Origin of the sequence: Bradyrhizobium pachyrhizi (assembly GCF_001189245.1) — a bacterium.
GTDB lineage: Bacteria > Pseudomonadota > Alphaproteobacteria > Rhizobiales > Xanthobacteraceae > Bradyrhizobium > Bradyrhizobium pachyrhizi.
This window is the reverse complement of sequence record NZ_LFIQ01000092.1, coordinates 127,004-150,751: the sequence shown is the minus strand read 5'-3', so window position 1 is coordinate 150,751 and position 23,748 is coordinate 127,004. Positions and strand designations below refer to the sequence as shown.

At 65.1% G+C, this 23,748-nt stretch carries 24 protein-coding genes; 15 read left to right on the top strand and 9 right to left on the bottom strand.

The features are described 5' to 3' along the window. Positions 1–107: 107 nt before the first annotated feature. The 7 genes from AKL29_RS23320 (at position 108) to rpmG (ending at position 8,770) form a co-directional block, all read left to right on the top strand. Complete coding sequence (locus AKL29_RS23320; protein WP_050385776.1) at positions 108–446, top strand: hypothetical protein; 339 nt, start codon at positions 108–110, stop codon at positions 444–446. Positions 447–542: 96 nt separating this feature from the next. Beyond that, the gene (gene topA / locus AKL29_RS23315) at positions 543–3,320 is read left to right on the top strand and encodes a type I DNA topoisomerase (protein WP_050385775.1); all 2,778 of its coding nucleotides are present in this window, start codon (positions 543–545) and stop codon (positions 3,318–3,320) included. Continuing rightward, a complete protein-coding gene (gene rnr, locus AKL29_RS23310; RefSeq protein WP_050385774.1) occupies positions 3,321–5,678 on the top strand; it encodes a ribonuclease R in 2,358 nt (785 codons plus the stop codon). Further along, complete coding sequence (locus AKL29_RS23305) at positions 5,669–6,106, top strand: DUF983 domain-containing protein (RefSeq protein ID WP_028336383.1); 438 nt, start codon at positions 5,669–5,671, stop codon at positions 6,104–6,106. Before rnr ends, AKL29_RS23305 begins: the two co-directional genes overlap by 10 nt. 36 nt (positions 6,107–6,142) lie before the next feature. Further along, entirely contained in the window at positions 6,143–6,892 is a 750-nt protein-coding gene (locus AKL29_RS23300; RefSeq protein WP_028336384.1) for an NUDIX hydrolase, read from the top strand. A 256-nt stretch (positions 6,893–7,148) separates the two neighbouring features. Then, positions 7,149–8,474, top strand: coding sequence for an LLM class flavin-dependent oxidoreductase (locus tag AKL29_RS23295; RefSeq protein WP_050385773.1), 1,326 nt, complete (start codon positions 7,149–7,151; stop codon positions 8,472–8,474). A 128-nt stretch (positions 8,475–8,602) separates the two neighbouring features. Further along, positions 8,603–8,770, top strand: coding sequence for a 50S ribosomal protein L33 (rpmG, locus tag AKL29_RS23290; RefSeq protein WP_018271988.1), 168 nt, complete (start codon positions 8,603–8,605; stop codon positions 8,768–8,770). A 53-nt stretch (positions 8,771–8,823) separates the two neighbouring features. Here the strand turns inward: rpmG and AKL29_RS23285 are convergent, their stop codons facing one another. Further along, the gene (locus tag AKL29_RS23285) at positions 8,824–10,056 is read right to left on the bottom strand and encodes an MFS transporter (RefSeq protein WP_050385772.1); all 1,233 of its coding nucleotides are present in this window, start codon (positions 10,054–10,056) and stop codon (positions 8,824–8,826) included. A gap of 133 nt (positions 10,057–10,189) precedes the next feature. Between AKL29_RS23285 and AKL29_RS23280 the strand changes: the two genes are divergently transcribed. Together AKL29_RS23280 and AKL29_RS23275 are read left to right on the top strand one after the other, a co-directional pair. After that, positions 10,190–10,792, top strand: a complete 603-nt coding sequence (locus AKL29_RS23280; protein ID WP_028336387.1) for a TetR/AcrR family transcriptional regulator — start codon at positions 10,190–10,192, stop codon at positions 10,790–10,792. A gap of 147 nt (positions 10,793–10,939) precedes the next feature. Beyond that, positions 10,940–12,145: a serine hydrolase domain-containing protein gene (locus tag AKL29_RS23275; RefSeq protein ID WP_244482326.1), complete on the top strand. Its 1,206-nt coding sequence runs from the start codon at positions 10,940–10,942 to the stop codon at positions 12,143–12,145. 139 nt (positions 12,146–12,284) lie between these two features. On the opposite strand, the gene AKL29_RS23270 is transcribed toward AKL29_RS23275, so the two are convergent. Continuing rightward, entirely contained in the window at positions 12,285–13,658 is a 1,374-nt protein-coding gene (locus AKL29_RS23270) for a PleD family two-component system response regulator (RefSeq protein ID WP_028336389.1), read from the bottom strand. A gap of 15 nt (positions 13,659–13,673) precedes the next feature. Continuing rightward, entirely contained in the window at positions 13,674–14,039 is a 366-nt protein-coding gene (locus AKL29_RS23265) for a response regulator (RefSeq protein WP_028336390.1), read from the bottom strand. A 228-nt stretch (positions 14,040–14,267) separates the two neighbouring features. Between AKL29_RS23265 and AKL29_RS23260 the strand changes: the two genes are divergently transcribed. Together AKL29_RS23260 and AKL29_RS23255 are read left to right on the top strand one after the other, a co-directional pair. Further along, the gene (locus AKL29_RS23260) at positions 14,268–14,567 is read left to right on the top strand and encodes a DUF3572 domain-containing protein (protein ID WP_028336391.1); all 300 of its coding nucleotides are present in this window, start codon (positions 14,268–14,270) and stop codon (positions 14,565–14,567) included. Continuing rightward, on the top strand, positions 14,546–15,862 hold the full coding sequence (locus tag AKL29_RS23255) for a DNA polymerase IV (protein ID WP_050385771.1): 1,317 nt from the start codon (positions 14,546–14,548) through the stop codon (positions 15,860–15,862). The genes AKL29_RS23260 and AKL29_RS23255 overlap by 22 nt, the downstream gene beginning before the upstream one ends. Before the next feature lie 101 nt (positions 15,863–15,963). Here the strand turns inward: AKL29_RS23255 and AKL29_RS23250 are convergent, their stop codons facing one another. Continuing rightward, the gene (locus tag AKL29_RS23250; RefSeq protein WP_050385770.1) at positions 15,964–16,365 is read right to left on the bottom strand and encodes a RidA family protein; all 402 of its coding nucleotides are present in this window, start codon (positions 16,363–16,365) and stop codon (positions 15,964–15,966) included. A 238-nt stretch (positions 16,366–16,603) separates the two neighbouring features. Continuing rightward, positions 16,604–17,470: a cell envelope integrity EipB family protein gene (locus AKL29_RS23245; protein ID WP_050385769.1), complete on the bottom strand. Its 867-nt coding sequence runs from the start codon at positions 17,468–17,470 to the stop codon at positions 16,604–16,606. A 264-nt stretch (positions 17,471–17,734) separates the two neighbouring features. On the opposite strand from AKL29_RS23245, the gene AKL29_RS23240 reads away from it, so the two are divergent. The 4 genes from AKL29_RS23240 (at position 17,735) to AKL29_RS23225 (ending at position 20,852) form a co-directional block, all read left to right on the top strand. Beyond that, positions 17,735–18,202 (top strand): RidA family protein, encoded by a 468-nt coding sequence (locus tag AKL29_RS23240; protein WP_016845428.1) that lies wholly within the window; start codon positions 17,735–17,737, stop codon positions 18,200–18,202. Between the two features lie 3 nt (positions 18,203–18,205). Continuing rightward, positions 18,206–18,958 (top strand): glycerophosphodiester phosphodiesterase, encoded by a 753-nt coding sequence (locus tag AKL29_RS23235; RefSeq protein ID WP_050385768.1) that lies wholly within the window; start codon positions 18,206–18,208, stop codon positions 18,956–18,958. A gap of 165 nt (positions 18,959–19,123) precedes the next feature. Continuing rightward, a complete protein-coding gene (locus tag AKL29_RS23230; RefSeq protein WP_050385767.1) occupies positions 19,124–20,374 on the top strand; it encodes a GNAT family N-acetyltransferase in 1,251 nt (416 codons plus the stop codon). Between the two features lie 52 nt (positions 20,375–20,426). Beyond that, positions 20,427–20,852, top strand: coding sequence for an HIT family protein (locus AKL29_RS23225; protein WP_050385766.1), 426 nt, complete (start codon positions 20,427–20,429; stop codon positions 20,850–20,852). Positions 20,853–20,972: 120 nt separating this feature from the next. Here the strand turns inward: AKL29_RS23225 and tsaA are convergent, their stop codons facing one another. From tsaA to AKL29_RS23205, 4 genes are all read right to left on the bottom strand, one after another. Beyond that, on the bottom strand, positions 20,973–21,464 hold the full coding sequence (gene tsaA, locus AKL29_RS23220; RefSeq protein ID WP_026192858.1) for a tRNA (N6-threonylcarbamoyladenosine(37)-N6)-methyltransferase TrmO: 492 nt from the start codon (positions 21,462–21,464) through the stop codon (positions 20,973–20,975). Between the two features lie 3 nt (positions 21,465–21,467). Beyond that, positions 21,468–22,448 (bottom strand): Bug family tripartite tricarboxylate transporter substrate binding protein, encoded by a 981-nt coding sequence (locus tag AKL29_RS23215; protein ID WP_063779929.1) that lies wholly within the window; start codon positions 22,446–22,448, stop codon positions 21,468–21,470. Positions 22,449–22,509: 61 nt separating this feature from the next. Then, a complete protein-coding gene (locus AKL29_RS23210; RefSeq protein WP_028336400.1) occupies positions 22,510–22,854 on the bottom strand; it encodes an AzlD domain-containing protein in 345 nt (114 codons plus the stop codon). Next, positions 22,851–23,603 carry an AzlC family ABC transporter permease gene (locus AKL29_RS23205; protein ID WP_050385764.1) on the bottom strand — a complete coding sequence of 251 codons (753 nt, stop codon included), beginning with the start codon at positions 23,601–23,603 and terminating at the stop codon, positions 22,851–22,853. The genes AKL29_RS23210 and AKL29_RS23205 overlap by 4 nt, the downstream gene beginning before the upstream one ends. Positions 23,604–23,748: the final 145 nt, after the last annotated feature.

Genomic DNA, 23,748 nt, shown 5'->3' with positions numbered 1-23,748 from the left:
CCAGTACGCCGCGCCGCACTAAGGCCAGGACGACGAATGGAGAGAGCCCCGACCCCTGCATCCCGCGACGCCCCTCACGACAACCTCCTCCGGCTGCACGAACGCAGTTGCTCGTCGGCCTCCAGGCGGGCCATCGCGAACAGGCGCTCGAGGACTTCGAATTTGTGGCGCTGGGCGAGTTTGGCGAGTTCGGTCGCGGCGGCTGCGATCAGGACCAGGGCATCGTCCGGGCCGCCCTCCCCAGCCGTCTCGTCGCCCGCCGGTCGCCGCCGGCCCGACGCCTTGCGCTTCCGGCCGCCCCCGTGCTGCTCAAAAGGCCTAATCCGATTTCCACCCTATATATAGAGAGATACGCCCTTTCCGGACGCAACTCTAGGACGTATTTTGCAACCCCTGGGATAGAAACTCCACAGCTTGGCGCCTCCCTTCAATATCTGGCGATTTGACAGGGACCGCCCCAGCACCCATGTTCGCCCCGACACGGCGGGCCGCGAGTCTAGCGGAACCCACCTTCAAGTTTTCCCACAAGCTATTGGAATGACATGAATATCGTCATTGTGGAGTCGCCGGCCAAGGCCAAGACGATCAACAAATATCTGGGGTCCTCCTACGAGGTCCTGGCGTCGTTCGGCCATGTTCGCGACCTCCCGGCCAAGAATGGTTCCGTCGATCCCGACGCCAATTTCCAGATGATCTGGGAGGTCGATGCGAAGGCCGCGAGCCGGCTCAACGACATCGCCAAGGCGCTCAAGGGTGCCGACCGTCTGATCCTCGCAACCGACCCTGATCGCGAGGGCGAAGCGATCTCCTGGCACGTGCTGGAGGTGATGAAGGAGAAGCGCGCGCTGAAGGACCAGAAGGTCGAGCGCGTCGTGTTCAACGCCATCACCAAGCAGGCCGTCTCCGAGGCAATGAAGGCGCCGCGCCAGATCGATGGCGCGCTGGTCGACGCCTATATGGCGCGTCGCGCGCTGGACTATCTGGTCGGCTTCACCCTCTCCCCCGTGCTGTGGCGCAAGCTGCCCGGCGCCCGCTCCGCCGGCCGCGTGCAGTCGGTCGCGCTGCGGCTGGTCTGCGACCGCGAGCTCGAGATCGAGAAGTTCGTGCCGAAGGAGTACTGGTCGCTGGTCGCGACCTTGCTGACGCCGCGCGGCGACGCCTTCGAGGCGCGGCTGGTCGGCGCCGACGGCAAGAAGATCGCACGGCTCGACATCGGCTCCGGCGCGGAAGCAGAGGATTTCAAGAAGGCGATCGAGGCCGCCCTGTTCAAGGTCGCGACCGTCGAGGCCAAGCCGGCCCGGCGCAATCCGCAGGCGCCGTTCACCACCTCGACCCTGCAGCAGGAAGCGAGCCGCAAGCTCGGCTTCGCGCCGGCGCACACCATGCGCATCGCGCAACGGCTCTATGAGGGCATCGACATCGGCGGCGAGACCACCGGCCTCATCACCTATATGCGAACCGACGGCGTGCAGATCGCGCCCGAAGCGATCACGCAGGCGCGCAAGGTGATCGGCGAGGACTACGGCAACGCCTACGTGCCGGACGCCCCGCGCCAGTACCAGGCCAAGGCCAAGAACGCGCAGGAAGCCCACGAAGCGATCCGCCCGACCGATCTGTCGCGTCGCCCGGCCACCATCGGCCGAAGGCTCGATGCCGATCAGGCGCGGCTCTATGAATTGATCTGGAAGCGCACCATTGCGAGCCAGATGGAGTCGGCCGAGCTCGAGCGCACCACCGTCGACATCGAGGCCAAGGCCGGCTCACGCGTGCTGGAATTGCGCGCCTCCGGCCAGGTCATCAAGTTCGACGGCTTCCTCGCGCTCTATCAGGAAAGCCGCGACGACGAGGAAGACGAGGATTCGCGCCGGCTGCCCGCGATGAGCGAGGGCGAGGCCGTGAAGCGCCAGAGCCTTGCCGTCACCCAGCATTTCACCGAGCCGCCGCCGCGCTTCTCGGAAGCCTCGCTGGTGAAGCGGATGGAAGAGCTCGGCATCGGTCGCCCCTCGACCTACGCCTCGATCCTGCAGGTCCTGAAGGATCGCGGCTATGTCAAGCTCGAGAAGAAGCGGCTGCACGGCGAGGACAAGGGCCGCGTCGTAGTCGCGTTCCTGGAGAACTTCTTCTCGCGCTATGTCGAATACGACTTCACCGCCGATCTCGAGGAGCAGCTCGACCGCATCTCCAACAACGAGATCGCCTGGCAGCAGGTGTTGCAGGACTTCTGGCGCGGCTTCATCGGCGCGGTCAACGACATCAAGGACCTCCGGGTCGCCGAGGTGCTCGACGCACTCGACGAGATGCTCGGCCCGCACATCTATCCGCCGCGCGCGGATGGCGGCGATGTCAGGCAATGCCCGACCTGCGGCACCGGCCGGCTCAACCTCAAGGCCGGCAAGTTCGGCGCCTTCGTCGGCTGCTCGAACTATCCGGAATGCCGCTACACAAGGCCGCTTGCGGCCGACAGCGCCGAGAGCGCCGACCGCGTGCTCGGCACCGATCCCGACACCGGGTTCGATGTCACGGTGAAGGCCGGCCGCTTCGGCCCCTACATCCAGCTCGGCGAGCAGAAGGATTACGCCGAGGGCGAGAAGCCGAAGCGCGCGGGCATTCCAAAAGGCACCTCCCCGGCCGATGTCGACCTCGAACTGGCGCTGAAGCTGTTGTCACTGCCGCGCGAGATCGGCAAGCATCCGGAAACCGGGCAGCCGATCACCGCCGGCCTCGGCCGGTTCGGGCCGTTCGTCAAGCACGAGAAGACCTATGCCAGCCTCGAGGCCGGTGACGAGGTCTTCGACATCGGATTGAACCGTGCCGTCACGCTGATCGCGGAGAAGATCGCGAAGGGCCCGAGCGGCCGCCGCTTCGGCGCCGATCCCGGCAAGCCGCTCGGCGATCACCCGACGCTCGGCGCGGTCGCGCTGAAGAACGGCCGCTACGGTGCCTATGTCGCCGCCGGCGGTGTCAACGCGACGATTCCGAGCGACCGCACCCCCGACCAGATCACGCTCGCCGAAGCGATCGCGCTGATCGACGAGCGCGCGGCCAAGGGCGGCGGCAAGAAGGCCAAGAAGGCGAAGGCGGAAAAGCCCGCCAAGGCGAAGAAAGCCAAGTCCGAGGCGACCGAGACTGACGGCGACGCCGACGCCGACGCCAAGCCCACCAAGAAGGCGGCGTCGAAGAAAGCCGCAGCGAAGCCGAAAACGGATGCGACCAGCAAGGCGCGCGCGCCGGTCGCCTCCGGTGCCAAGACGTCGCCTGCAAAATCATCGGCACCAGCGAAAGCACCCGCGAAGAAAAGCGCCGGCAAGGCACGAGGATAAGTGAAACGAAAACCCGACAATGGCTTTCCGGGCCGGGATGCCATCGTCGCTTTCATCCGCGCCAATCCAGGCAAGCTCGGTACCCGCGAGATCGCGCGCGAGTTCGGCTTGAAGAACGCCGACCGCGTCGAGCTGAAGCGGATCCTCCGCGAGCTCGCCGACGACGGCACAATTGCCAAGCGCGGCCGCAAGATCCACGAGCCGGCGGCGCTGCCGCCTACCGTGCTGGCCGACATCACCGGGCGCGACAGCGACGGCGAGCTGATCGCCACGCCCGCCGAGTGGGACTCGGACGAGAACGGCACCGCCCCGAAAATCCGCATCGAGACGCCGCGGCGGCCGAAGCCCGGCACCACCGCCGGCGTCGGCGACCGCGCGCTGCTGCGCGTCGAAGTCACGGACGAGCAAGGCGGCACGCCCTATCGCGGCCGCGTCATCAAGGTGATCGATCACGGGCGCACGCGGATCCTCGGCATCTTCCGTCGCAATCCCGATGGCGGCGGGCGCCTGATCCCGGTCGACAAGAAGCAGGCCGGCCGCGAGCTCAACATCGCCAAAGCCGACAGCGGCGGCGCCGAAGACGGCGATCTCATCAGCGTCGACCTGATCCGCACCCGCGGCTACGGCCTCGCCTCCGCCCGCGTCAAGGAGCGGCTCGGCTCGATTGCCAGTGAAAAGGCGATCAGTCTGATCGCGATCAACACCCACGATATCCCGCAGGTGTTCTCCACTTCTGCGCTGCGCGAAGCTGAAGACGCCAAGCCCGCGACCTTGCAGGGCCGCGAGGACTGGCGCGACGTGCCGCTCGTCACCATCGATCCGCCGGATGCCAAGGATCACGACGACGCGGTGCATGCGGAAGTCGATCCCGATCCCAATAACAAGGGCGGCTTCATCGTCCATGTCGCGATCGCCGACGTCGCCTTCTATGTGCGGCCCGGCTCGGCGCTCGACCGCGACGCGCTCCAGCGCGGCAACTCCGTGTATTTCCCTGATCGCGTCGTGCCGATGCTGCCCGAGCGCATCTCCAACGATCTCTGCTCGCTGGTGCCGGGCGAGCCGCGCGGCGCGCTCGCGGTGCGGATGGTGATCGGCGCCGACGGCCGCAAGCGCTCGCATACCTTCCACCGAGTGCTGATGCGTTCGGCCGCAAAGTTCCATTATGCGCAGGCGCAGGCCGCGATCGACGGCAGGCCGGACGACACGACGGGCCCTATCCTCGATCCGATCCTGAAGCCGCTGTGGTCGGCCTACGAGCTGGTCAAGCTTGCACGCAACGAGCGCGACCCGCTCGATCTCGATCTGCCCGAGCGCAAGATCCTGCTGAAAGCCGACGGCACCGTCGATCGGGTCATCGTGCCGCAGCGGCTCGATGCGCACCGGCTGATCGAGGAATTCATGATCCTCGCCAACGTCGCCGCGGCCGAGATGCTGGAGAAGAAGGCGCTGCCGCTGATCTACCGCGTGCACGACGAGCCGAGCCAGGAGAAGGTGCACAACCTGCAGGAATTCCTCAAGACGCTCGACCTGCCCTTCACCAAGCAGGGCGCGCTGCGTCCCACCCAATTCAACCGCGTGCTGGCGCAGGTTGCCGGCGAGGACTACGAGCCGCTGGTCAACGAGGTGGTGCTGCGTTCGCAGGCGCAGGCCGAATACTCCGCCGAGAACTACGGCCATTTCGGCTTGAACCTGCGCCGCTACGCCCACTTCACCTCGCCGATCCGTCGCTATGCCGATCTGATCGTGCATCGCGCGCTGATCCGCGCGCTCGGGCTTGGCGAAGGCGCCTTGCCGACGGATGAGACCGTGGAGACGCTCGCCGAGATCGCCGCGCAGATTTCCGTCACCGAGCGCCGCGCGATGAAGGCGGAGCGCGAGACCACCGACCGGCTGATCGCGCATTTCCTTGCCGATAAGGTCGGCGCCTCGTTCCAGGGCCGCATTTCCGGCGTGACGCGATCCGGCCTGTTCGTGAAACTCGACGACACCGGCGCCGACGGCCTGATCCCGATCCGAACCATCGGCAGCGAATATTTCAACTACGACGAAACCCGCCACGCGCTGATCGGCACGCGCAGCGGCACCAAGTATCGGCTCGGCGACGTCGTCGATGTGCGTCTGGTGGAAGCCGCGCCGATAGCCGGCGCGCTGCGATTTGAGTTATTATCCGATGGTCAGGCAATTCCGCGCGGCAGAAAACGCGACAGCGCAAGGGCCGAGCGCCGCGCCGCCGGATTTGGCAAGGGACCAAACGGATCAGGCAAGAAGGCGCACAAGGAGCGGAAATCGCGCAAGAAGGATCGCAAGCCGGCGCAGCAGAAGTCCGGCAAATCGAAGCGAGGCAAGTCATGGAAGTGACACCGCCGACGGTGGTCTGGACTCGCGAGGCGGCCGAGCCCGAGAAGCGCGACGCGTGGAGCGCGATGAAGCGCGGGTTCCGCTGCCGCTGTCCGCGCTGCGGAAAAGGCAGACTGTTCCGCAAGTTTCTCAAATGCGACGGCCATTGCCCGGTCTGCGACCTCGACTTCACGCCGCATCGCGCCGACGATCTGCCTGCCTATCTCGTCATCGTTATCGTCGGCCATATCGTGGTACCGATGGCGCTGTGGATCGAGACTAATTATTCGCCGCCGGTGTGGCTGCAGCTTGCGATCTATCTGCCCTTCACGCTGTTAGCATCGCTGGCTTTGTTGCAGCCGGTGAAGGGAGCCGTGATCGGCTTGCAATGGGCCCTGCGCATGCATGGCTTTGACGAGAATCCCCCTAGCGACATCCCGCCGGTCTAGCTAAACCGGGCCGCAAGAAGAAATGAAAGGGATGAAATGACTGAAGCTGCCGCACCCGCCGCTGTCGTCCACCAGGGCGAAAAAGAAGCCGATCATCATGCGTATTTCCGGCCGAAGGATGCCGCGACGCTGATCCTGATCGATCGCTCCGGCGCCAAGCCGAAGGTGCTGGTCGGCAAGCGCCACGACAAGGTCGTGTTCATGCCCGGCAAATTCGTTTTCCCCGGCGGCCGCGTCGACAAGGCCGACAATCGCGTGCCGGTCGCAGCGCCGATCACGCCGGAGCTCGAAGCCAATTTGTTGAAGGGCAGCCCGAAGATCACGCCCGGCCGCGCGCGTGCGCTTGCCAACGCCGCGATCCGCGAGGCCTGCGAGGAGACCGGGCTCTGCCTTGGCCGCAAGGTCGAGAAGCGGCACAAGCTCGACGGGCCCTGGGCGCCGTTCGCCGACGCAGACCTCTTGCCCGATCCGTCCGGCCTGTTCCTGATCGCGCGTGCGATCACCCCGCCCGGCCGCGTCCGCCGCTTCGATACGCGCTTCTTCACTGCCGACGCGTCGACGATCGCCCATCGTGTCGAGGGCGTGGTGCATGCCGATGCCGAGCTCGTCGAGCTGGTCTGGGTCGAGATCGGCTCCGAGCCGCTCGCCGACGCGCATGCCATGACCAAGAACGTGCTCGCCGAGCTCGACCGCCGTCTAGCCACCGGCCCGCTCCGCCACGACGCGCCCGTGCCGTTCTTCCATTTCTACGGCGGCAAGATGCAGAAGGATGTGCTGGGGACGTAGTAGCGCCCCGTCCTTGGGAGAAGCTCGCGACGAAATTGCAAAGCAATTTTGCGCCGAAGCGACGAAGCAATCCACGGTTCAAGAAGCGGTGAGATGGATTGCTTTGCTTCGCTCGCGATGACGACCGTAAGGCGAGCGTGGACTTATCCTCTGACCGGCCCTCAAATTGCAAAAATCTTCTGGCGCCGTCAGGATGGCGCGCCGCGAAACGCCTCCCTATCTGTTCCGCTAACGACATCAAGGACGGAACGGGGCAATGGCGAAGCGTCAACTCAAGCTCGGCGCGTTCATGCGGCCGATCAGCATTCACACCGGTGCCTGGCGCTATCCCGGGGCCTGGCCCGACGCCAATTTCAACTTCGACCACATCAAGACGCTGATCCGCAAGCTCGAGGCCGGCAAGTTCGACGCCTTCTTCATGGCCGACCATCTGGCCGTGCTGAACATGCCGATCAACGCGCTGAAGCGCAGCCACACCGTGACCTCGTTCGAGCCGTTCACGCTGCTGTCGGCGCTCGCCGCCGTGACGGAGAATATCGGCCTGATCGCGACCGGCTCGACCACCTTCGACGAGCCCTATCACGTCGCGCGGCGCTTCGCCTCGCTCGACCACATCTCGGGCGGCCGCGCCGGCTGGAATATCGTCACCACGTCCAATCCCGATGCAGCGCTGAATTTCGGCCTCGACGACCATATGGAGCACGCCGAGCGCTACAAGCGCGCCCGCGAGTTCTACGACGTCGTCACCGGCCTGTGGGATTCCTTCGCCGACGATGCGTTCGTGCGCGATGTCGGGTCCGGGCTGTTCGTCGATCCCGACAAGATGCATGTGCTCAATCACAAGGGCAAATATCTCTCGGTCCGCGGTCCGCTGAACATCGCCCGCCCCGTGCAGGGCTGGCCTGTCATCGTGCAGGCCGGCGCTTCCGATGACGGCAGGCAGCTTGCGGCCGAGACCGCGGAAGCCGTGTTCACCGGCGGCGGCAGCCTGGCCGACGGACAGAAGCTCTACGCCGACATCAAGGGCCGCATGGAGAAGGTTGGCCGCGATCCGGAGCATCTGAAGATCCTGCCCGGCGCCTTCGTCGTCGTCGGTGACAGCGTCGAAGAAGCAAAAGAGAAACGCGCGCTGCTCGACAGCCGCGTGCATTACGACAGCGCGATCGCCTCACTGTCGGTGATCCTCGGCACCGATGCGTCCGGCTTCGATCCCGACGGACAGTTGCCGCCGATCCCCGAAACCAATGCCAGCAAGAGCGGCCGGCAGCGCCTCGTCGATGTCGCAGCGCGCGACAAGCTCACCGTGCGCCAACTCGCCCAGCGCGTCGGCGGTTATGGCGGGCTCGCCTTCGTCGGCACGCCGCAGACCATCGCCGACCAGATGGAGGAATGGCTGACCGGCCGCGGCAGCGACGGCTTCAACATCATGTTCCCCTATCTGCCGCAGGGCCTGTTCGACTTCGTCGACAAGGTGGTCCCGGAACTGCAAAAGCGCCGGATTTTCCGCAAAGAGTATGAGGGGCGGACCTTGCGCGAGAATTTGGGCCTGCCGCGGCCGAAAAATCAGTTCTTCGAGGGGTAATAGGCCCGGAATCGGGGTGATCTTGGCTCAGAAATCCTTGACTTTGGGCTGTTTCTGGCTAGTTTCCGGGCCAAACGCGGGCCGATTTGGCCGGCTCCCGAATTCCCCCGATTTTCGAGGTTTTGCACATGGCCAAGGCGGTCACAATCAAGGTCAAGCTCGTGTCGACGGCCGACACCGGCTTCTATTACGTTGCCAAGAAGAATTCGCGCACCATGACCGACAAGCTGGTCAAGAAGAAGTACGACCCGGTCGCGCGCAAGCACGTCGAGTTCAAGGAAGCCAAGATCAAGTAAGATCGGCTACTTCCGACGTTCAAACGGGGCCCCTTGGGCCCCGTTTTGCGTTTCTATGCGACTTTGAGCAGTGGCGGTTGCGCCGGCCGGATCAGCGCGAAGGCGAGCTGGATGATGCCGCCGGCAAGACCCAGCGCGACGCCGATGCGCCAGGCCATGGCGTAGGAGCCGAGCGAGTCGTAGATCAGCCCTCCTCCGTAAGCGCCGAGGAAGCTGCCGACCTGGTGGCTCATGAAGGCGAGGCCCTGGATCATCGCCTGCCAGCGCAAGCCGAACATCTCGGCCACCGCGCCCGCGACCAGCGGACCGACGCCCATCCAGAGGAAGCCCATGATGGCGCCGAACAGCAGCGTCGAGCCGGGCGTTGCCGGCAGCATGAAGTACCAGGCGAGCGCCAGCGAGCGCAGGATGTAGATCGCGCCGAGCAGCGCCAGCTTGTTCCAGCGCTGGCCGGCCCAGCCGAAGAACAGCGAGCCCAGCACGTTGAAGCCGCCGATCATGCCGAGCGTCTGCGCGCTCAGCATCGGATCGAGCCCGCAGATCGCGAGATACGACGGCAGATGCGTGGTGAGGAAGACAAGCTGCATGCCGCAGACCATGTAGGCGCAGGTCATCACCACGAAGGCTGCGTTGCTGAACGCGGTCTTCGCCGCTGTCGCCGCGGTGGCGTTGCCGATATCGTCGGCCGCGGGCTTCGGCAGCGGGATCTTGTCGACGCGGCCGGCGTACAACGCAGCCGGAATCATGAAGACCGAGAGGATCACGAAGCCGGCAAGTCCGACGCGCCAGCCGAAACCTTCATTGAGCATCTGGCCGATCGGCGCCGACAGCAGCGCGCCGAGCGAGCCCGCGGCGGAGACCATGCCGAGCACGGTCGAGCGTACCGTCTCCGGCACCGCGCGCGCCGAGACCGACATTGCGATCGCATTCGCGGTGCAGGCGAGCGAAAGGCCGATCAGGACACCTGCGCCGATCATGATGGCAACGAGCCCATGCGCCGTGGTCATCAGTACGAGGCCCGCGATGTAGGCCAGCGCGCCGACCACCATGATCGGGCGGAAGCCGTAACGCACCGTCATCGCGCCGGCGACCGGCTGCAGAAAGCCCCAGGCGAGGTTCTGCACCGCGAGCGCCAGCGTGAAGTGGGATATCGAGATGCCGATGTCGTGCGTCAGCGGCTGCATGAAGATACCGAGGCTCTGCCGCAGCCCCATGCTCAGCGTGAGCATGATGGAGGCGCCGATCAGGATGGGAAGCGTGGGACGCAGGACCTGCAACAGGGACATTGTTCTTGTTCTCCCATAACGGCACGGCACGCGTGCCATGGCCTGCGATTCATGCATGTTTTGGTTACACAGACCTGTGTACTTAGGCTATACAGGGGGCCGACTGTCAAGCGAAGAGGATCACGGCTGGCGCATGGCTTCCCCGCCTCCCAAACAGACCATGAAGGAGCGGATCCTCGAGACCGCCGACAGACTGTTCTACCTGCAGGGCATTCGCGCCATCGGCGTCGACACCATCGCGGCCGAGATCGGCATCAGCAAGCGCACGCTCTACAACCACTTCCCATCGAAGGACGCGCTGATCGAAGCCTATCTGCAACGCCGCTTCGTGCAGCCGCGTCCCTCCGACAAGCCGCCGGCCGAGCAGATTCTCGCGACTTTCGATTCGCTGGAGCGGCGCTTCTCGGCGAAGGACTTTCGCGGCTGCCCGTTCGTGAACGCAGTGGCCGAGCTCGGCCCGGAGGACGAGGACCGCACCTTCAGAAACATCGCAATCGCCTTCAAGGAAAGCCGCCGGCTCTGGTTTCGCGACCTGCTGCGGCAGCTCGGCGTCACGGACGCCGAGGGACTTGCGACCCAGCTCACGTTGCTGGTCGACGGCTCGATCGCGCAGGATCTGGTGCGCGACGATCCGGCGATGGCGCGCGCGGCCAGGGAAGCCGCGCGCGTGTTGCTGGCAAATGCAGGCGTCAAGGTCGGCAGCCCCGCCCCCGCGGGCAAGAAACGCGCCGGATAAATCCGGTTGCGTGCCGAAGTCAGGTTTGGTTGTTAACACCGACCGCAGGCCACGGCATTCCCGATTGGATATTCCGTCCGGCGAGATTGACAGCGACCGCGCAAAGACCTGCTCCACAGAAGATCTGCGGCACAACAGGGAACGACCATGGAAGATCTGAAAGTAACGGCCACCGGGTATGATTTCGCGCCGGCGCGCGCGGCCATGCAGCGCTATATCGACAACGATCTCCTGTCCGGCATCTCCTGGACGGTTCTGGTCGGGCGCGACGTCGCTGACACGGGCTGCGTCGGATGGGCCGACAAGGAAGCGCAGATTCCGCTGCGCACCGATCACATCTTCCGCGTCTTCTCCAACACCAAGCTGATCACCTCCTGCGCAGCGCTGCTGCTGGTCGAGGAGGGCCGCTTCCGGCTCGACGATCCGATCGAGACCTTCATCCCGCAACTCAGAAACCGGAAGGTGCTGCGGCCGGGCGCGACGTCGATCGACGACACCGGGCCGGCACAGCGGTCGATCACCATTCGCCATCTGCTGAGTCACTCGGCCGGCCTCAGCTACGGCCTGTTCGATCCAGGGACACCGATCTTCAAGGCCTACAACGAGCGCAAGATCCTCAATCCGATGACGACGCTCGCCGACATGGTCGACGGTCTGTCCGATCTGCCGCTGGTGTTCCATCCCGGCTCGTCATGGGAATATTCGGTTGCGATCGACGTGGTCGCACGACTGGTCGAGGTGGTGAGCGGCCAGCCGTTCGACAAGTTCATCAAGGCGCGCATCCTCGATCCGCTCGGCATGGTCGACACCGGCTTCCATGTTCCGGAGAAGGACCACAACCGGCTCGTCGCCTATTACGCCGGCGCCGATCTGATGGATCCGATGAAGCCGGGCCTGACACGCACCGACAATGCTCCCTATCCGGGCGCTTATTTGCGGCCGGTGCCGCGCTTCAATGGCGGCGGCGGTCTCGTCTCGACGCTCCATGACATGGTCGCGCTGATCCGCAGCCTGCTGCCCGGCGGACCGACGCTGCTGAAGCCGGAGACGATCGCAGAGGCGATGACCAACCAGCTCACACCGGGCCAATGGATCCGCTTCGCGATGATGGGCGAGCAGCCCGGCAAGACCTACGGTCTCGCCGGCGGGTTGATCCTCAACCCCTCCCCGATCGATCATCCCGACGCCGCCGGCGAACTCTATTGGGGCGGCGTCGCAGGCACGCAGTGGTGGACTTCGCCCAAAACGGGCATCGCCGGCGTCATGATGGCGCAGCGCCAGATGGCGTTCGTCCATCCGTTCTCGTTCGAGTTCAAGCGGATGGCCTATGACGCGGTGAAGCGCGGCAGATAGTGCAACTGGGTAAGCCCGGATGGAACCAACGGGTCGCGCGAATGCGCGCCCGATGACAGGCTCCGCGAAATCCGGGTACCGCGCCACATGCACCGGCGTCCCGGATTACGCTTCGCTCCATCCGGGCTACGAGATGCGGCTAGGCTGCGGCCGACACCACGCGGTTGCGGCCGTCGTGCTTGGCGCGATAGAGCGCGGTGTCGGCGCGCTTGAGCACATCGGTGACCTGCTCGCCCTTGCGCTCCAGCGTGGTGAGACCGATCGAGATCGTGACGGTGATCCGCTTGCCGCCCTTGTCGACGGTGAAGGGCTCGCCGGCGATCGAGCGGCGCAGCCGTTCGGCGACCATGCCGGCGACGTGCAGGTCGGTCTCGGGCATCACGATGACGAACTCCTCACCGCCATAGCGGCAGGCCAGATCGATGCCGCGGATCGACTTGCGGATACGGACGGCGAATTCGCGCAGCACGTCGTCGCCGGCATCGTGGCCGTAGGTGTCGTTGATCGCCTTGAAGTAGTCGATGTCGAGGATCATCAGCGCCAGCGGCTTGCCGCGGATCGAGGCCTGCTCCGCCAGCGTCGCGAGATGGCTTTCCATGTAGCGCCGGTTATTGAGACCGGTCAGCGCATCCGTGATCGCCATCTCGATCGAGTTCTGCACATTATCGCGCAGATGATCGGTGTAGCGGCGGCGGCGGATCTGGGTGCGCGCACGCGCCAACAGCTCGTTCTTGTCGACCGGACGCAGCAGGTAGTCGTTGACGCCGATCTCGAGCCCGCGCATCAGCCGCGTGTTGTTGTCGGCATCCGAGATGGCGAGGATCGGGACCTGGCGCGTGCGCTCCAGCGAGCGGGCCTGGCTGCACAGCCGCAGGCCATCGTAATTGTCGAGGCTCAGCGACACGATCAGCAGATCGTAATTGCCCTCGGCGGCGTGGAACAAGGCTTCCGACGGATTGATCTCGACGTCGACCGTGTGTTCGGCGGAGAGGATCGGCGCCAGCTTCTCGTAGGACGACGGCCGGTCGTCGACGAGGAGAATGCGGCCGCCGGTGCCCTTGTCGGCGATCGCGCTGCGCTCGGGCGCCTGCATGCCGATCTCGAGCGAGGTGATGGCGCGCATGCGCAGTTCGTCGGTCATCATCTTCAGCCGCGTCAGCGAGCGCACGCGCGCGATCAGCACGACGTCGGATACCGGTTTGGTCAGGAAGTCATCGGCGCCGGCTTCAAGGCCGCGCACGCGATCGGCCGGACTGTCGAGCGCGGTGACGATGACGACCGGAATGAAATGGGTCGCCGGATTCGACTTCAGCCGGCGGCAGACCTCGAAGCCGTCCATGTCGGGCATCATGACATCGAGCAGGATGATGTCGCATTCGGCGCGTGCGCAAATTTCCAGTGCCTCGGTCCCGTTGGAGGCAGTCAGTACATCGAAATATTCGGCTGACAGACGGGCTTCCAACAACTTGACGTTCGCCGGAACGTCATCGACCACGAGGATACGCGCGGACATTGCACCACAACTCCCCTATCCGATAAAGCGTCGGACAGTCTCAATAAATTTGCCGACCGAGATCGGCTTGGACAAATAGGCTTCGCAGCCGCCCTCGCGGATGCGTTCTTCGTCGCCCTTCATGGCGAAGGCGGTGACCGCGACCACCGGAATTGCGCGCAGATCGGGATCGTCCTTGATCCAGCGCGTCACCTCCAGGCCGGAAACCTGGGGTAGCTGGATGTCCATCAGGATGAGGTCGGGGCGCAGCTTGCGGACAAGGTCGAGCGCTTCGAAGCCATTGCTGGTGCCCGAAGTCTGATAGCCGTGCGCTTCCAACAGATCGCGAAAGAGCTTCATGTTGAGCTCATTGTCCTCCACGATCAGGACGGTTTTGGCCATCCCGTCCCTCCCAAACCCAGGAGACGGGCCCGGCTGCGGCACCTCACGCACCGCGCTCGGGGCGCGTCGAAAATGTGAATTCAAACTAGCGCCAGAATCGCTCTAACCCGTTAACCCGAACTCCAACTTCCACAGCGTGGTTTCCGTTGCTTGAACACACGCGGAAGACTCGGGCATGATGGGCCTCTCAATAGAGACCATAAGTTAACGGAAAGGCAAACCGGCGCGTTGAAAAAGCCTGTTCACAACCCCCGGGAAGTTGCTGAAATCGTTGCGATTCAGGCGCTCGGCTTTATTGCCGGCGATCCGGAGCGGCTGGGCCTGTTCCTGGCCGAAACCGGAATCGGTCCAGAGACGCTGCGGAACGCCGCGTCCGATCCTCAATTTCTTGCGAGCGTGCTCGATTTCGTGATGCGCGACGACGCCACCGTGACGGCGTTTGCCAAGGCCTCGGAACTGCACCCGACCAATATCGCCGCCGCCCGTCAGGCGCTGGGCGACCCGAAATGGGAGCGCGACGTGCCGTGACGACGGCAGCGGCAGCTTCCGACGGCCCCCTCAGTTTCTGCCGAGACTGCCTCGGCGACCTCGATATCAAGGTGAAGCGCTGCAGCCATTGCGGCTCGCCGCGGCTGGTGCGTCATCGCGCCCTGCCCGCGCTGGCGCTGGCCCACATCGACTGCGACGCGTTCTATGCCACCGTCGAGAAGCGCGACAATCCTGACATCGCCGATCGCCCGGTCATCATCGGCGGCGGCAAGCGCGGCGTGGTGTCCGCCGCCTGCTACATCGCCCGCACCTACGGCGTCCGCTCGGCGATGCCGATGTTCAAGGCGCTGGAACTCTGCCCGGACGCGACCGTGATCCCGCCGGACATGGCGAAGTATGTCCGGGTCGGACGCGAGGTGCGGCAGGCGATGCAGGCGCTGACGCCGCTGGTCGAGCCGCTGTCGATCGACGAAGCCTTCCTCGATCTCGCCGGCACGCAGCGCGTCCACGGCATGATCCCGGCCAAGGTGCTCGCCAAATTCGCCCGCGAGGTCGAGCGCGACATCGGCATCACGGTGTCGGTCGGCCTGTCCTGCAACAAGTTCCTCGCCAAGATCGCCTCCGACCTCGACAAGCCGAGGGGCTTTGCCGCGCTCGACCAGGACGAGGCGCGCGAGATGCTGGCCAGCAAACCGGTCGGGTTCATCTACGGCGTCGGCCCTGCGACCCAGGAAAAGCTGGTGCAGCGCGGCTTCCGCATCATCGCCGACCTGCAGCGCGCCGACGAGAACGAATTGATGAAACAGTTCGCGAGCGAAGGCCGCCGGCTGTGGCGGCTGGCACGCGGCATCGACGACCGGAGCGTGGTGGCCGATCGCGGCGCGAAGACAATCTCGAGCGAGACCACCTTCGAGACCGACATCCGCGACTTCGCAACGCTGGAAAGACTGCTCTGGAAACTGTCCGAGAAAGTCTCGGCGCGGCTGAAGACCAGCGAGCTCTCGGGCTGCACCGTCACGCTGAAGCTAAAGACCGCGGACTTCCGCCAGCGCACCCGTTCGCAATCGATCCAGACGCCGACCCAGCTTGCGGCCAAGATCTTTGCGGTGTCGCGCGAGATGCTGGTGAAGGAAATCGACGGCACCGCCTTCCGCCTGATGGGCACCGGCGTCAGCGCGCTGCGCCCGGGCGCGCAGGCCAACGATTCCGACATGCTCGACCGCCGCTCGGCGCACGCCGAACGCGCGATGGACAATCTGCGCAAGAAATTCGGCAATGCCGCCGTGATCAGGGGCATTGCCTATGAGGGGCCGCAGAAGAGCGCGGAGGAGTAATCGGTCGTCATGGCCGCTTGACCCGGCCATCCATCAACAAGGACTCTTTGAAAGGCGATGGATGCGCGGGTCGCGCCCGCGCATGACGACTGCGCAGCCCGTCAATCCGTGACCGCCACCGCCTCGATCTCGATCAGCCATTCCGGCGCCGCGAGCGCGGTGACGCCGACCAACGTAGAGGCCGGCGGCTCCATGCCCTCGAAGAATGCCGAGCGCGCCTTTCCGATGATGGGACGGAGCTCCGGCTTGTAGCCGACGACGAAGGTCGTGATCTTCACGATATCGGAATAGCTGGCCCCGGCGGCCTTCAGCGCCATGCCGAGGTTCTGCATCACCTGCGTCGTCTGCGCGGCGAGATCGCCGGCGCCGACCACGCGGCCCTCCTCGTCGACGGAGACCTGTCCCGAAATGTAGATCGTGCGCGCGCCGGAGGCGACGACGACGTGGGAGTAAGCCGGATTGTGATGCAGGCCGCTGGGGCGAAGATGGTTGAGCTTGCTCATGAGGTGCCTCCCTGACACGTGCGTTTTGGGAAGCGTACTCGTGTCGGACGGTTACGGCCAGTGCGGTCTCGCGGGGGGCTTGCTCCGCTGTCGTCCTGGCGAGAGCCGCGACCCATAACCACAGGGCCGTGTTGCGACACGACGCTGCGGTCCCAGCGAGGCCCAACTACAAACAACGGTGATTATGGGTCCCGGCTTTCGCCGGGACGACGCTGAGTGGGTGGCGATAGCCAGCCCGTCACTTGCAGGGCTTGGAATCCCTGACGTCGAACTTGTCCAGCGCGCCCGAGATCACGAAATCGTTGTAGTCCAGTACCAGCGCGCGGGAGACGCCGTTCTCGTAAAGCTCGAACGACATCGCGTAGACCGGCGTCTGCTCGCCGTCCTTCGCGCGCGCGTCGCTGTCGTAATAGCTCACCGTCACCGGCCAGCGCGTCATGGCCTTCATCGCATTGCTCGCCGTCGACGGATCGGGCGATGACGGCGCGCGGTCGCCCGCGATCGGCCGGCCGATCACAGTCAGCGTGTTGTAGATCTTCTCGCCGTTGTCGGAGCCGTCATAGACGGTCTGCTCGAGGACAGATTTGCCGTCGCGGGCGGCAGCGATGATGTGCTGAATCTGCTCGGTCGGGAACACGATCTTGCCGTCGATATTGAACGTCTTCTTCACCGGCTGGGTCAGCTTCACGGTGATATGATCGCCGACCCGCTCAGCGATGCCGTCGACCGGCGACGATTCGCTGTCGTTCATCCGCGTGTCGATCTTGAAGCGGTAGCTTTTGCCCGACGCCTCCTCCCAGGACGTGGAGCGAAGATCGGACAGCGTCACCTTGCCCTCGCCGCTGTCGAGCTCGGACACCTGGCGGAATTCGGAGGTGTAGCCTTCGCAGGAGTTGCCGGAGAAATTGTAGAGGATGCGCCCGCGCGCATCGCTGACCGAGTTGGAGCCGCGCGATTTCACCAGGCTGAGGTCGTAGAGCGCCTGATGCGCGAGAAACGGCCCGCTTGCCGCCGCGACCGCGGGCCCCTGAACCAGACCGGATCCTGCGGCAACGGCGATCGCAAACACCAGGGCACGCGACGGAGTCCGGAACGGCAGGGTCATGTGGTTTCCTCAAGGAGGCAGGGATTCGCCACAATAGTGACGGTGGTATTGCGCCGCAACTGGGGCAAGTCTGACAAAATGGCAATGTACGCAGCGAAATTGCCGTCATTTTCGGCGGCTTACCGTGCGAATCCGCACCTCATGGCGGCACTATCCTCCCCTTACCGTCGCTTGCAACCGGCGGCACGATGCGCGAAACAATCGAAACAAACTTGGCCCTGACCGCGTTTCAGGCTTCGTGCAATCCAATTGGGGGACCAAAAAATGGCGGGTACCGTCGAACAAAAACTGGCGTCACAGGGCATCACACTTCCCGAGCCGACCTCCCCGGTCGCAAACTATGTTCCCTTCGTCCGCAGCGGAAACCTGCTGTTCGTGTCGGGCCAGGTCTGCTTCAACGCCGAGGGCAAGCTAATCGCCAAGGGCAAGCTCGGCGCCGGCGTCACGCTCGAACAGGGCGCCGCTGCCGCGCGCGGCTGCGCAATCAACCTGCTGGCCCAGATCAAGGCCGCGCTCGGCGACCTCGACAAGGTCGTGCGCGTGGTGCGGCTCGGCGGCTTCATCAATTCGGCGCCCGACTTCTTCGACGGGCCGAAGGTGCTGAACGGCGCCTCCGACCTGATGGTCGAGGCGTTCGGCGACAAGGGCCGCCATGCCCGTACCACCGTCGGCGTCGCCTCGCTGCCCGCGGACGCCGCGGTCGAAGTCGAAGGCGTGTTCGAAGTCGCCTGATCGATGCGCGCTCCTGATTGGCTGACGAAACGGCCGGTCGCCCATCGCGGCCTGCACGATGCCGCACGCGGCATCATCGAGAACATGCCGGCCGCGGCCACCGCCGCGGTCGCCGGCAACTTCGCCATCGAGTGCGATATCCAGCTCACCGCCGACGGCGAGGCCATGGTGCATCACGACGATGCGCTCGGCCGTCTCACCGAGGCGGCGGGCATGCTGGCGACCAGGACCGCGGCCGAGCTGAAGGCCGTCAAGTTCAAGGACACCGCCGAGCAGATGATGACGCTCGGCGATCTCTGCGCGCTGGTCGCCGGCCGCGTGCCGCTGGTGGTCGAGGTGAAGAGCCATTTCGACGGCGACCGCAAGCTGGTGCGGCGGATGGCCGAGGTGCTGGCGTCCTATTCCGGCCCGGTGGTCGGCATGTCCTTCGATCCCGACCAGGTGCTGGCGCTGCGCGAGATCATGCCGAACCTGCCGCGCGGCATCACCGCCCAGCGCACCTATGACGACGGCCATTGGGACAAGCTGACGCCGGCGCAGCGCGACAGCATGCTGTACCTGCGGCATGGCTTTACGACCGAGCCGCATTTCGTCGCCTATTGGGTCAACCAGCTGCCGGCGCCGGAGCCGTGGATCGCCCGCAATGTGTTCGGCTGTCCGCTGCTGGCCTGGACCGTGCGGACGGTGGAACAGCGCGAGCGCGCGGCGCGCTACGCCGACCAGATGATTTTCGAGGGGTTCGTGCCGGGAACCTGACATGTCCGAGACATGCCCTTGCCGTCTTGAACTCGCCGCTGCGACGCACGATGTTGGCGAGGGTTGGTCGTCATCGGCGATGGCGGAATGCGGGGCATGATCCGGAAGTTGAGCCAGCTGTTCCGGAAAAATCATGCTCAAACGAGGCACCGGTCTTCATTCTCGATGGCGTCTTCTGAAATCACCCTAGAGGCTGTAGCTGACATCGGCGGCATTCCGTCCGCCGAATGGGACGCTTGCGCCAATCCCAAGGCGGACGCGGACAGCATCCATCACCTCGACACGCTGGCCTCGCCCGGTTCTGCAAACAATTGCCAGGTCGCCGCAAGTTCGAGCTATAACCCATTCGTTTCCCACGCCTTTTTTGCTGCCGCCGAAGCCTCCAACTCGGCCTGCCCGCGGACCGGCTGGGGTCCGCGGCATCTGATCGCAAAGCTTGATGGCCGGATCGTCGGCGTCGTGCCCTGCTATCTGAAATCGCACTCGCAGGGCGAATACGTGTTCGATCGCGGCTGGGCCGAGGCCTATCACCGTGCCGGCGGCAGCTATTACCCGAAGCTTCAGGTGTCCGTCCCCTTCACGCCCGCGACCGGGCCGCGGCTGTTGATCCGCGACGGCGTCGACCGCGAGGTGATCGGCTCGGCGCTGGCACGAGGCCTCCGGGCACTCTGCAACGCCACCGAGGCCTCCTCCGTGCATGTGACGTTCGCCCGCGAGGACGAGGCCAGGTTCCTTGGCGCACACGGTTTCCTGCAGCGGACCGACCAGCAGTTCCACTGGCGCAATGAGGGCTACAAGACCTTCGACGATTTTCTCGGCTCGCTGAACTCGCGTCACCGCAAGGGCATCAAGCGCGAGCGCCGCGAGGCGGTTGGCGCCGGGATCACCATCCACTGGCTCACCGGCTCGGACATCACCGAGGACGCCTGGGATGCGTTCTTCGAGTTCTATATGGAGACCGGCTCGCGCAAATGGGGCCGGCCGTATCTGACCCGAGAATTCTTCTCGCTGATCGGCGAGACGATGAGCCGGGACGTGCTGCTGGTGATGGCCAAGCGCAACGGCCGCTGGATCGCCGGTGCGATCAACTTCATCGGCTCGGACACGCTGTTCGGCCGCAACTGGGGCGCGATCGAGCACCACCCGTTCCTGCATTTCGAGGTCTGCTACTACCAGGCGATCGATTTCGCGGTTCAACGCGGGCTCAAGGTGGTCGAGGCCGGCGCGCAGGGCGAGCACAAGCTGGCGCGCGGCTACCTGCCGCAGACAACCTATTCGGCGCATTTCATCGCCGACCCCGGACTGCGCCGGGCGATCGCCGATTACCTCAAGCGCGAGCGCGACTATGTCGCCGAGGTCGGCCGCGAGCTCACCGAGGCCGGCCCGTTCCGCAAGACGGTCGACGACGACGCTTGACGTCTCCGCCGCCACCTAGGCAATAAAGCAGCATCATCGAGGAGCCGCCGCCATGCCCGCCGCCTACGACAACAACAACATTTTCGCGAAGATCCTGCGCGGCGAGCTGCCCTGCTACAAGGTCTATGAGGACGAGCACGTGTTCGCGTTCCTCGACATCATGCCGCGCTCGCCGGGGCATACGCTCGTCATTCCGAAGGCCCCTGCCCGCAACATCCTCGACATCAAGCCCGACGACTACGCCCATGTCGCGCGCGCCTCGCACAAGATCGCGGCCGCTGCGATGAAGGCGTTCGAAGCCGACGGCATCACGGTGCAGCAATTCAACGAGCCAGCCGGTGGCCAGGTCGTCTTCCATCTGCACATGCACGTCATGCCACGCAAGGACGGCGTCGCGCTGCTGCCGCCTGCCAGCCACAAGGAAGATGGCAAGGTGCTGGAGGCGAGCGCGACGAAGCTGATCGCAGCGTTGAAGTAACGCCGAAGGCGTCGCTGCGTAGCCCGGATGGAGCGTAGCGCAATTTCGGGAATCTTGCAGCCGATGTAAGACCGCCCCGGATTTCGCTTCGGTGCATCCGGGCTACGGTATCGACGAATCTCACTCCGTCTCGAAGTCTCCAGCCTGCGGCGGGGCCAGCGGCGTGAACTCGCAGCGGTCGGGCTTGACGTCGATCAGCGGCGTCTCGTCCAGGCAGTCGAGGCCGCGCACCAGGATGACGTTGCCCTCGACGCCGACCAGCTTGACGATTGAGGTGCCGATCGGGTTGGGGCGCACCGGCGAGCGCAGCGAGAAGGTGCCGCGGGTGTTGCCGTTGTTCTTCGGGCTCTGCAGCACGATGTCGCGGCGCGACTGGTGCAACCAGTACAGCACCTCGAGATTTGAATAGAAATCGACACCCTTGATCGCGGCGACCCAGGGCTCGAAAATTTCGAGCCGGCACACCGGGCCGTCATGCCGCCCCTGCCGCGGCGTCGCCAGTCGCGAGGTCCAGGGCGTGCGGATGCGGCCGATGAAGACGAGCGCGGCATCGCGCGCTGTCGGCATGTCGACGGCGACCTCGCCCTGGCGCAGTTCCATTTCACGTACCATGTGTCAATCCAGCGATATGTTCAACGCCTTGACCACGCCCGCCCATCGCGCGCGATCGGTATTCACGAACTTGTCGATCTCGGCCAGGCTCTTCGCGCGCAGCGGCGGGAAACCGATCTTGAGCAGCGAAGCGCGGAACGCCTCATCGTTCAAGGCCCGGTCGAGGCTTGCCTTGATCTTGTCGGCGATGTCGTCGGGCACCTTCGACGGCGCTGCGATACCATACCAGACGCTGACCGCATAATCGGGATAACCGCTCTCGGCGATCGTCGGCAGATCGGGCAGATCGGTAATGCGCTCGGTCGAGCTGACGCCGAGCGCACGCAGCATGCCTGATTTGACCGGCGGCAGCGCGGTGCCGAGCGTGTCGAACATCAGCTGGATGTTGCCGGACAAAAGATCGGTCAGCGCCGGCCCCGCGCCCTTGTAGGGCACGTGGGTCATCTCGACGCCAGCCATCTGCTTGAACATCTCGCCGGCGAGATGAACCGTGCCGCCGGTGCCCGCCGATCCGAAATTGAGTTTTCCGGGATTCTTCTTGGCGTAGGCGACGAACTCCGCGATCGTCTTTGCCGGCACGGAGGGATGCACCTCCATGATCATCGGCGCGTCCGTGATGACGGACAGCAGGCGAAAATCCTTGGTCGGATCGTAGGGCAGCTTCTTGTAGAGCAGCGGATTGAGCACGAAGATAGAGGCGGCCGTCACGAACAGCGTGTAGCCGTCGGGATCGGAGCGCGCCACGGCCTCGGCGCCGATCGCGCCCTGCGCGCCGGCCTTGTTCTCGACCACGACCACCTGCTTGAGATCGCGCCCGAGATATTCACCGACGATGCGGCCGAGCACGTCGGTCGGCCCGCCCGCGGCATAGGGCACCACGAGCTTGATCGGCCGCGTTGGATAATCCGCGGTACGCGCCGGCAGCGTCGCCGCCAGCAACGCCGTCAGAGCAACAATGAATAGCGATGATGCGCGCCGCTGCATGCCGTTTCCCCGTTGTCTTGTTCTTGGGAAGCGAGAGTAGCGGATAATGCGGACGCCGCAATCAGCCGAGCCAGTATTTGCCCGCGATCATGACGATCTCGCCCGCGATCACGCCGGCGAAGATCGATTTCCTCGCCAGCATGAACACGACAAAGCCCGCGGCGACGGCGCCGTAACGCAGCCAGTCCGGCACGCTGGCGAGCGCGCCCGGCGGCTGCACCACGATCTGCGCGATGATTCCGGCGAGGATCGCGGTGGCGACCGCCCTCACCCAGACCAAGAGTTCGGAGTTCTCGTCGATGCCGCCGCCGAACCACAGGCCGAGCATGCGCCAGATCTGGTTGGGGATGACGCCCGCGACGAACAGGATCGCCAGCGCGTGCCAGTCGCCGATGAAACCGCTCATGCGCGCGCCCCGACGATGCCCGCCCTCGCCCGGTGCACGCCGTAGGCGATGGTGCCCGCGACGACCCCGCTGACCAGGATGTCGACGCCGCTGTTCAGCATCGCCGCCAGCGGAAACAGCAACAGGCCGAGCACCAGCGCGATGACGTCGGCGAGCTCGCGGCAGTTGCGCGCCGTGGAGAACAGGAAGGCGAGCGGCGTCAGCATCAGCATGCCGGCGGCGAACAGCGGCGTGAGGTTGGCGGCGAGCATGTAGCCGATCGTGTTGGCGATCAGGCAGACGGTGACCAGCCCGCAGCCAAGCCCGTGGATGAAGGCGATCCGCCGGTTGCGCGGCACCTGCGGCAGGAAGCGGAAGCACTCGACCCACAGCGTGACGGCGGTGAGATGCGCCACGAGGATCAGATGCCGCCGCTTGGTCTGTTCGGTGCGCATCATCGGCAACACCGACACCACCATCGGAAAGAGGCGGATCGCGCTGACCGTGACCGCGATCGCCGATTGCAGCACGGTGGCGCCGGAGCCGAGTGTCGTGATCACGATGATCTGCGCAGGGCCAGCCCATACGAACGCCGTGCTCGCCAGCGTCCAACCCAGCGAGAAGCCGCTATCATGCGCCAGCGCGCCGATGCCGAGATAGGTCGCAAACAGCACCAGGGTCAGCACGGTCGCGCCGATCGACCGCGCGCCCCACAGGAAGGCGCGGAATGAGGTGTGCCATTGCGGAGAATCGAGCGGAGGAAGCGCCACGGGGAACGGATGGTTTGCAATCGCGGCGGATTAGGGCGCGGACAACGCAGGGTCAAGCAAGAGACGGCACAGGTCCGGTATGCGCCTTGGTAGCCCGGATGAAGCGCCAGCTAAATCCGGGGCCGCTCTTGCGACCGGCGAGAGC

Bases quoted from the DNA above. Each gene is read 5' to 3' on its own strand.
- topA (WP_050385775.1), top strand. From the start codon at position 543: ATGAATATCGTCATTGTGGAGTCGCCGGCCAAGGCCAAGACGATCAAC.
- AKL29_RS23305 (WP_028336383.1), top strand. From the start codon at position 5,669: ATGGAAGTGACACCGCCGACGGTGGTCTGGACTCGCGAGGCGGCCGAG.
- AKL29_RS23300 (WP_028336384.1), top strand. From the start codon at position 6,143: ATGACTGAAGCTGCCGCACCCGCCGCTGTCGTCCACCAGGGCGAAAAA.
- AKL29_RS23295 (WP_050385773.1), top strand. From the start codon at position 7,149: ATGGCGAAGCGTCAACTCAAGCTCGGCGCGTTCATGCGGCCGATCAGC.
- rpmG (WP_018271988.1), top strand. From the start codon at position 8,603: ATGGCCAAGGCGGTCACAATCAAGGTCAAGCTCGTGTCGACGGCCGAC.
- AKL29_RS23285 (WP_050385772.1), bottom strand. From the start codon at position 10,056: ATGTCCCTGTTGCAGGTCCTGCGTCCCACGCTTCCCATCCTGATCGGC.
- AKL29_RS23280 (WP_028336387.1), top strand. From the start codon at position 10,190: ATGGCTTCCCCGCCTCCCAAACAGACCATGAAGGAGCGGATCCTCGAG.
- AKL29_RS23275 (WP_244482326.1), top strand. From the start codon at position 10,940: ATGGAAGATCTGAAAGTAACGGCCACCGGGTATGATTTCGCGCCGGCG.
- AKL29_RS23270 (WP_028336389.1), bottom strand. From the start codon at position 13,658: ATGTCCGCGCGTATCCTCGTGGTCGATGACGTTCCGGCGAACGTCAAG.
- AKL29_RS23265 (WP_028336390.1), bottom strand. From the start codon at position 14,039: ATGGCCAAAACCGTCCTGATCGTGGAGGACAATGAGCTCAACATGAAG.
- AKL29_RS23255 (WP_050385771.1), top strand. From the start codon at position 14,546: ATGGGAGCGCGACGTGCCGTGACGACGGCAGCGGCAGCTTCCGACGGC.
- AKL29_RS23250 (WP_050385770.1), bottom strand. From the start codon at position 16,365: ATGAGCAAGCTCAACCATCTTCGCCCCAGCGGCCTGCATCACAATCCG.
- AKL29_RS23245 (WP_050385769.1), bottom strand. From the start codon at position 17,470: ATGACCCTGCCGTTCCGGACTCCGTCGCGTGCCCTGGTGTTTGCGATC.
- AKL29_RS23240 (WP_016845428.1), top strand. From the start codon at position 17,735: ATGGCGGGTACCGTCGAACAAAAACTGGCGTCACAGGGCATCACACTT.
- AKL29_RS23235 (WP_050385768.1), top strand. From the start codon at position 18,206: ATGCGCGCTCCTGATTGGCTGACGAAACGGCCGGTCGCCCATCGCGGC.
- AKL29_RS23230 (WP_050385767.1), top strand. From the start codon at position 19,124: ATGGCGTCTTCTGAAATCACCCTAGAGGCTGTAGCTGACATCGGCGGC.
- AKL29_RS23225 (WP_050385766.1), top strand. From the start codon at position 20,427: ATGCCCGCCGCCTACGACAACAACAACATTTTCGCGAAGATCCTGCGC.
- tsaA (WP_026192858.1), bottom strand. From the start codon at position 21,464: ATGGTACGTGAAATGGAACTGCGCCAGGGCGAGGTCGCCGTCGACATG.
- AKL29_RS23215 (WP_063779929.1), bottom strand. From the start codon at position 22,448: ATGCAGCGGCGCGCATCATCGCTATTCATTGTTGCTCTGACGGCGTTG.
- AKL29_RS23210 (WP_028336400.1), bottom strand. From the start codon at position 22,854: ATGAGCGGTTTCATCGGCGACTGGCACGCGCTGGCGATCCTGTTCGTC.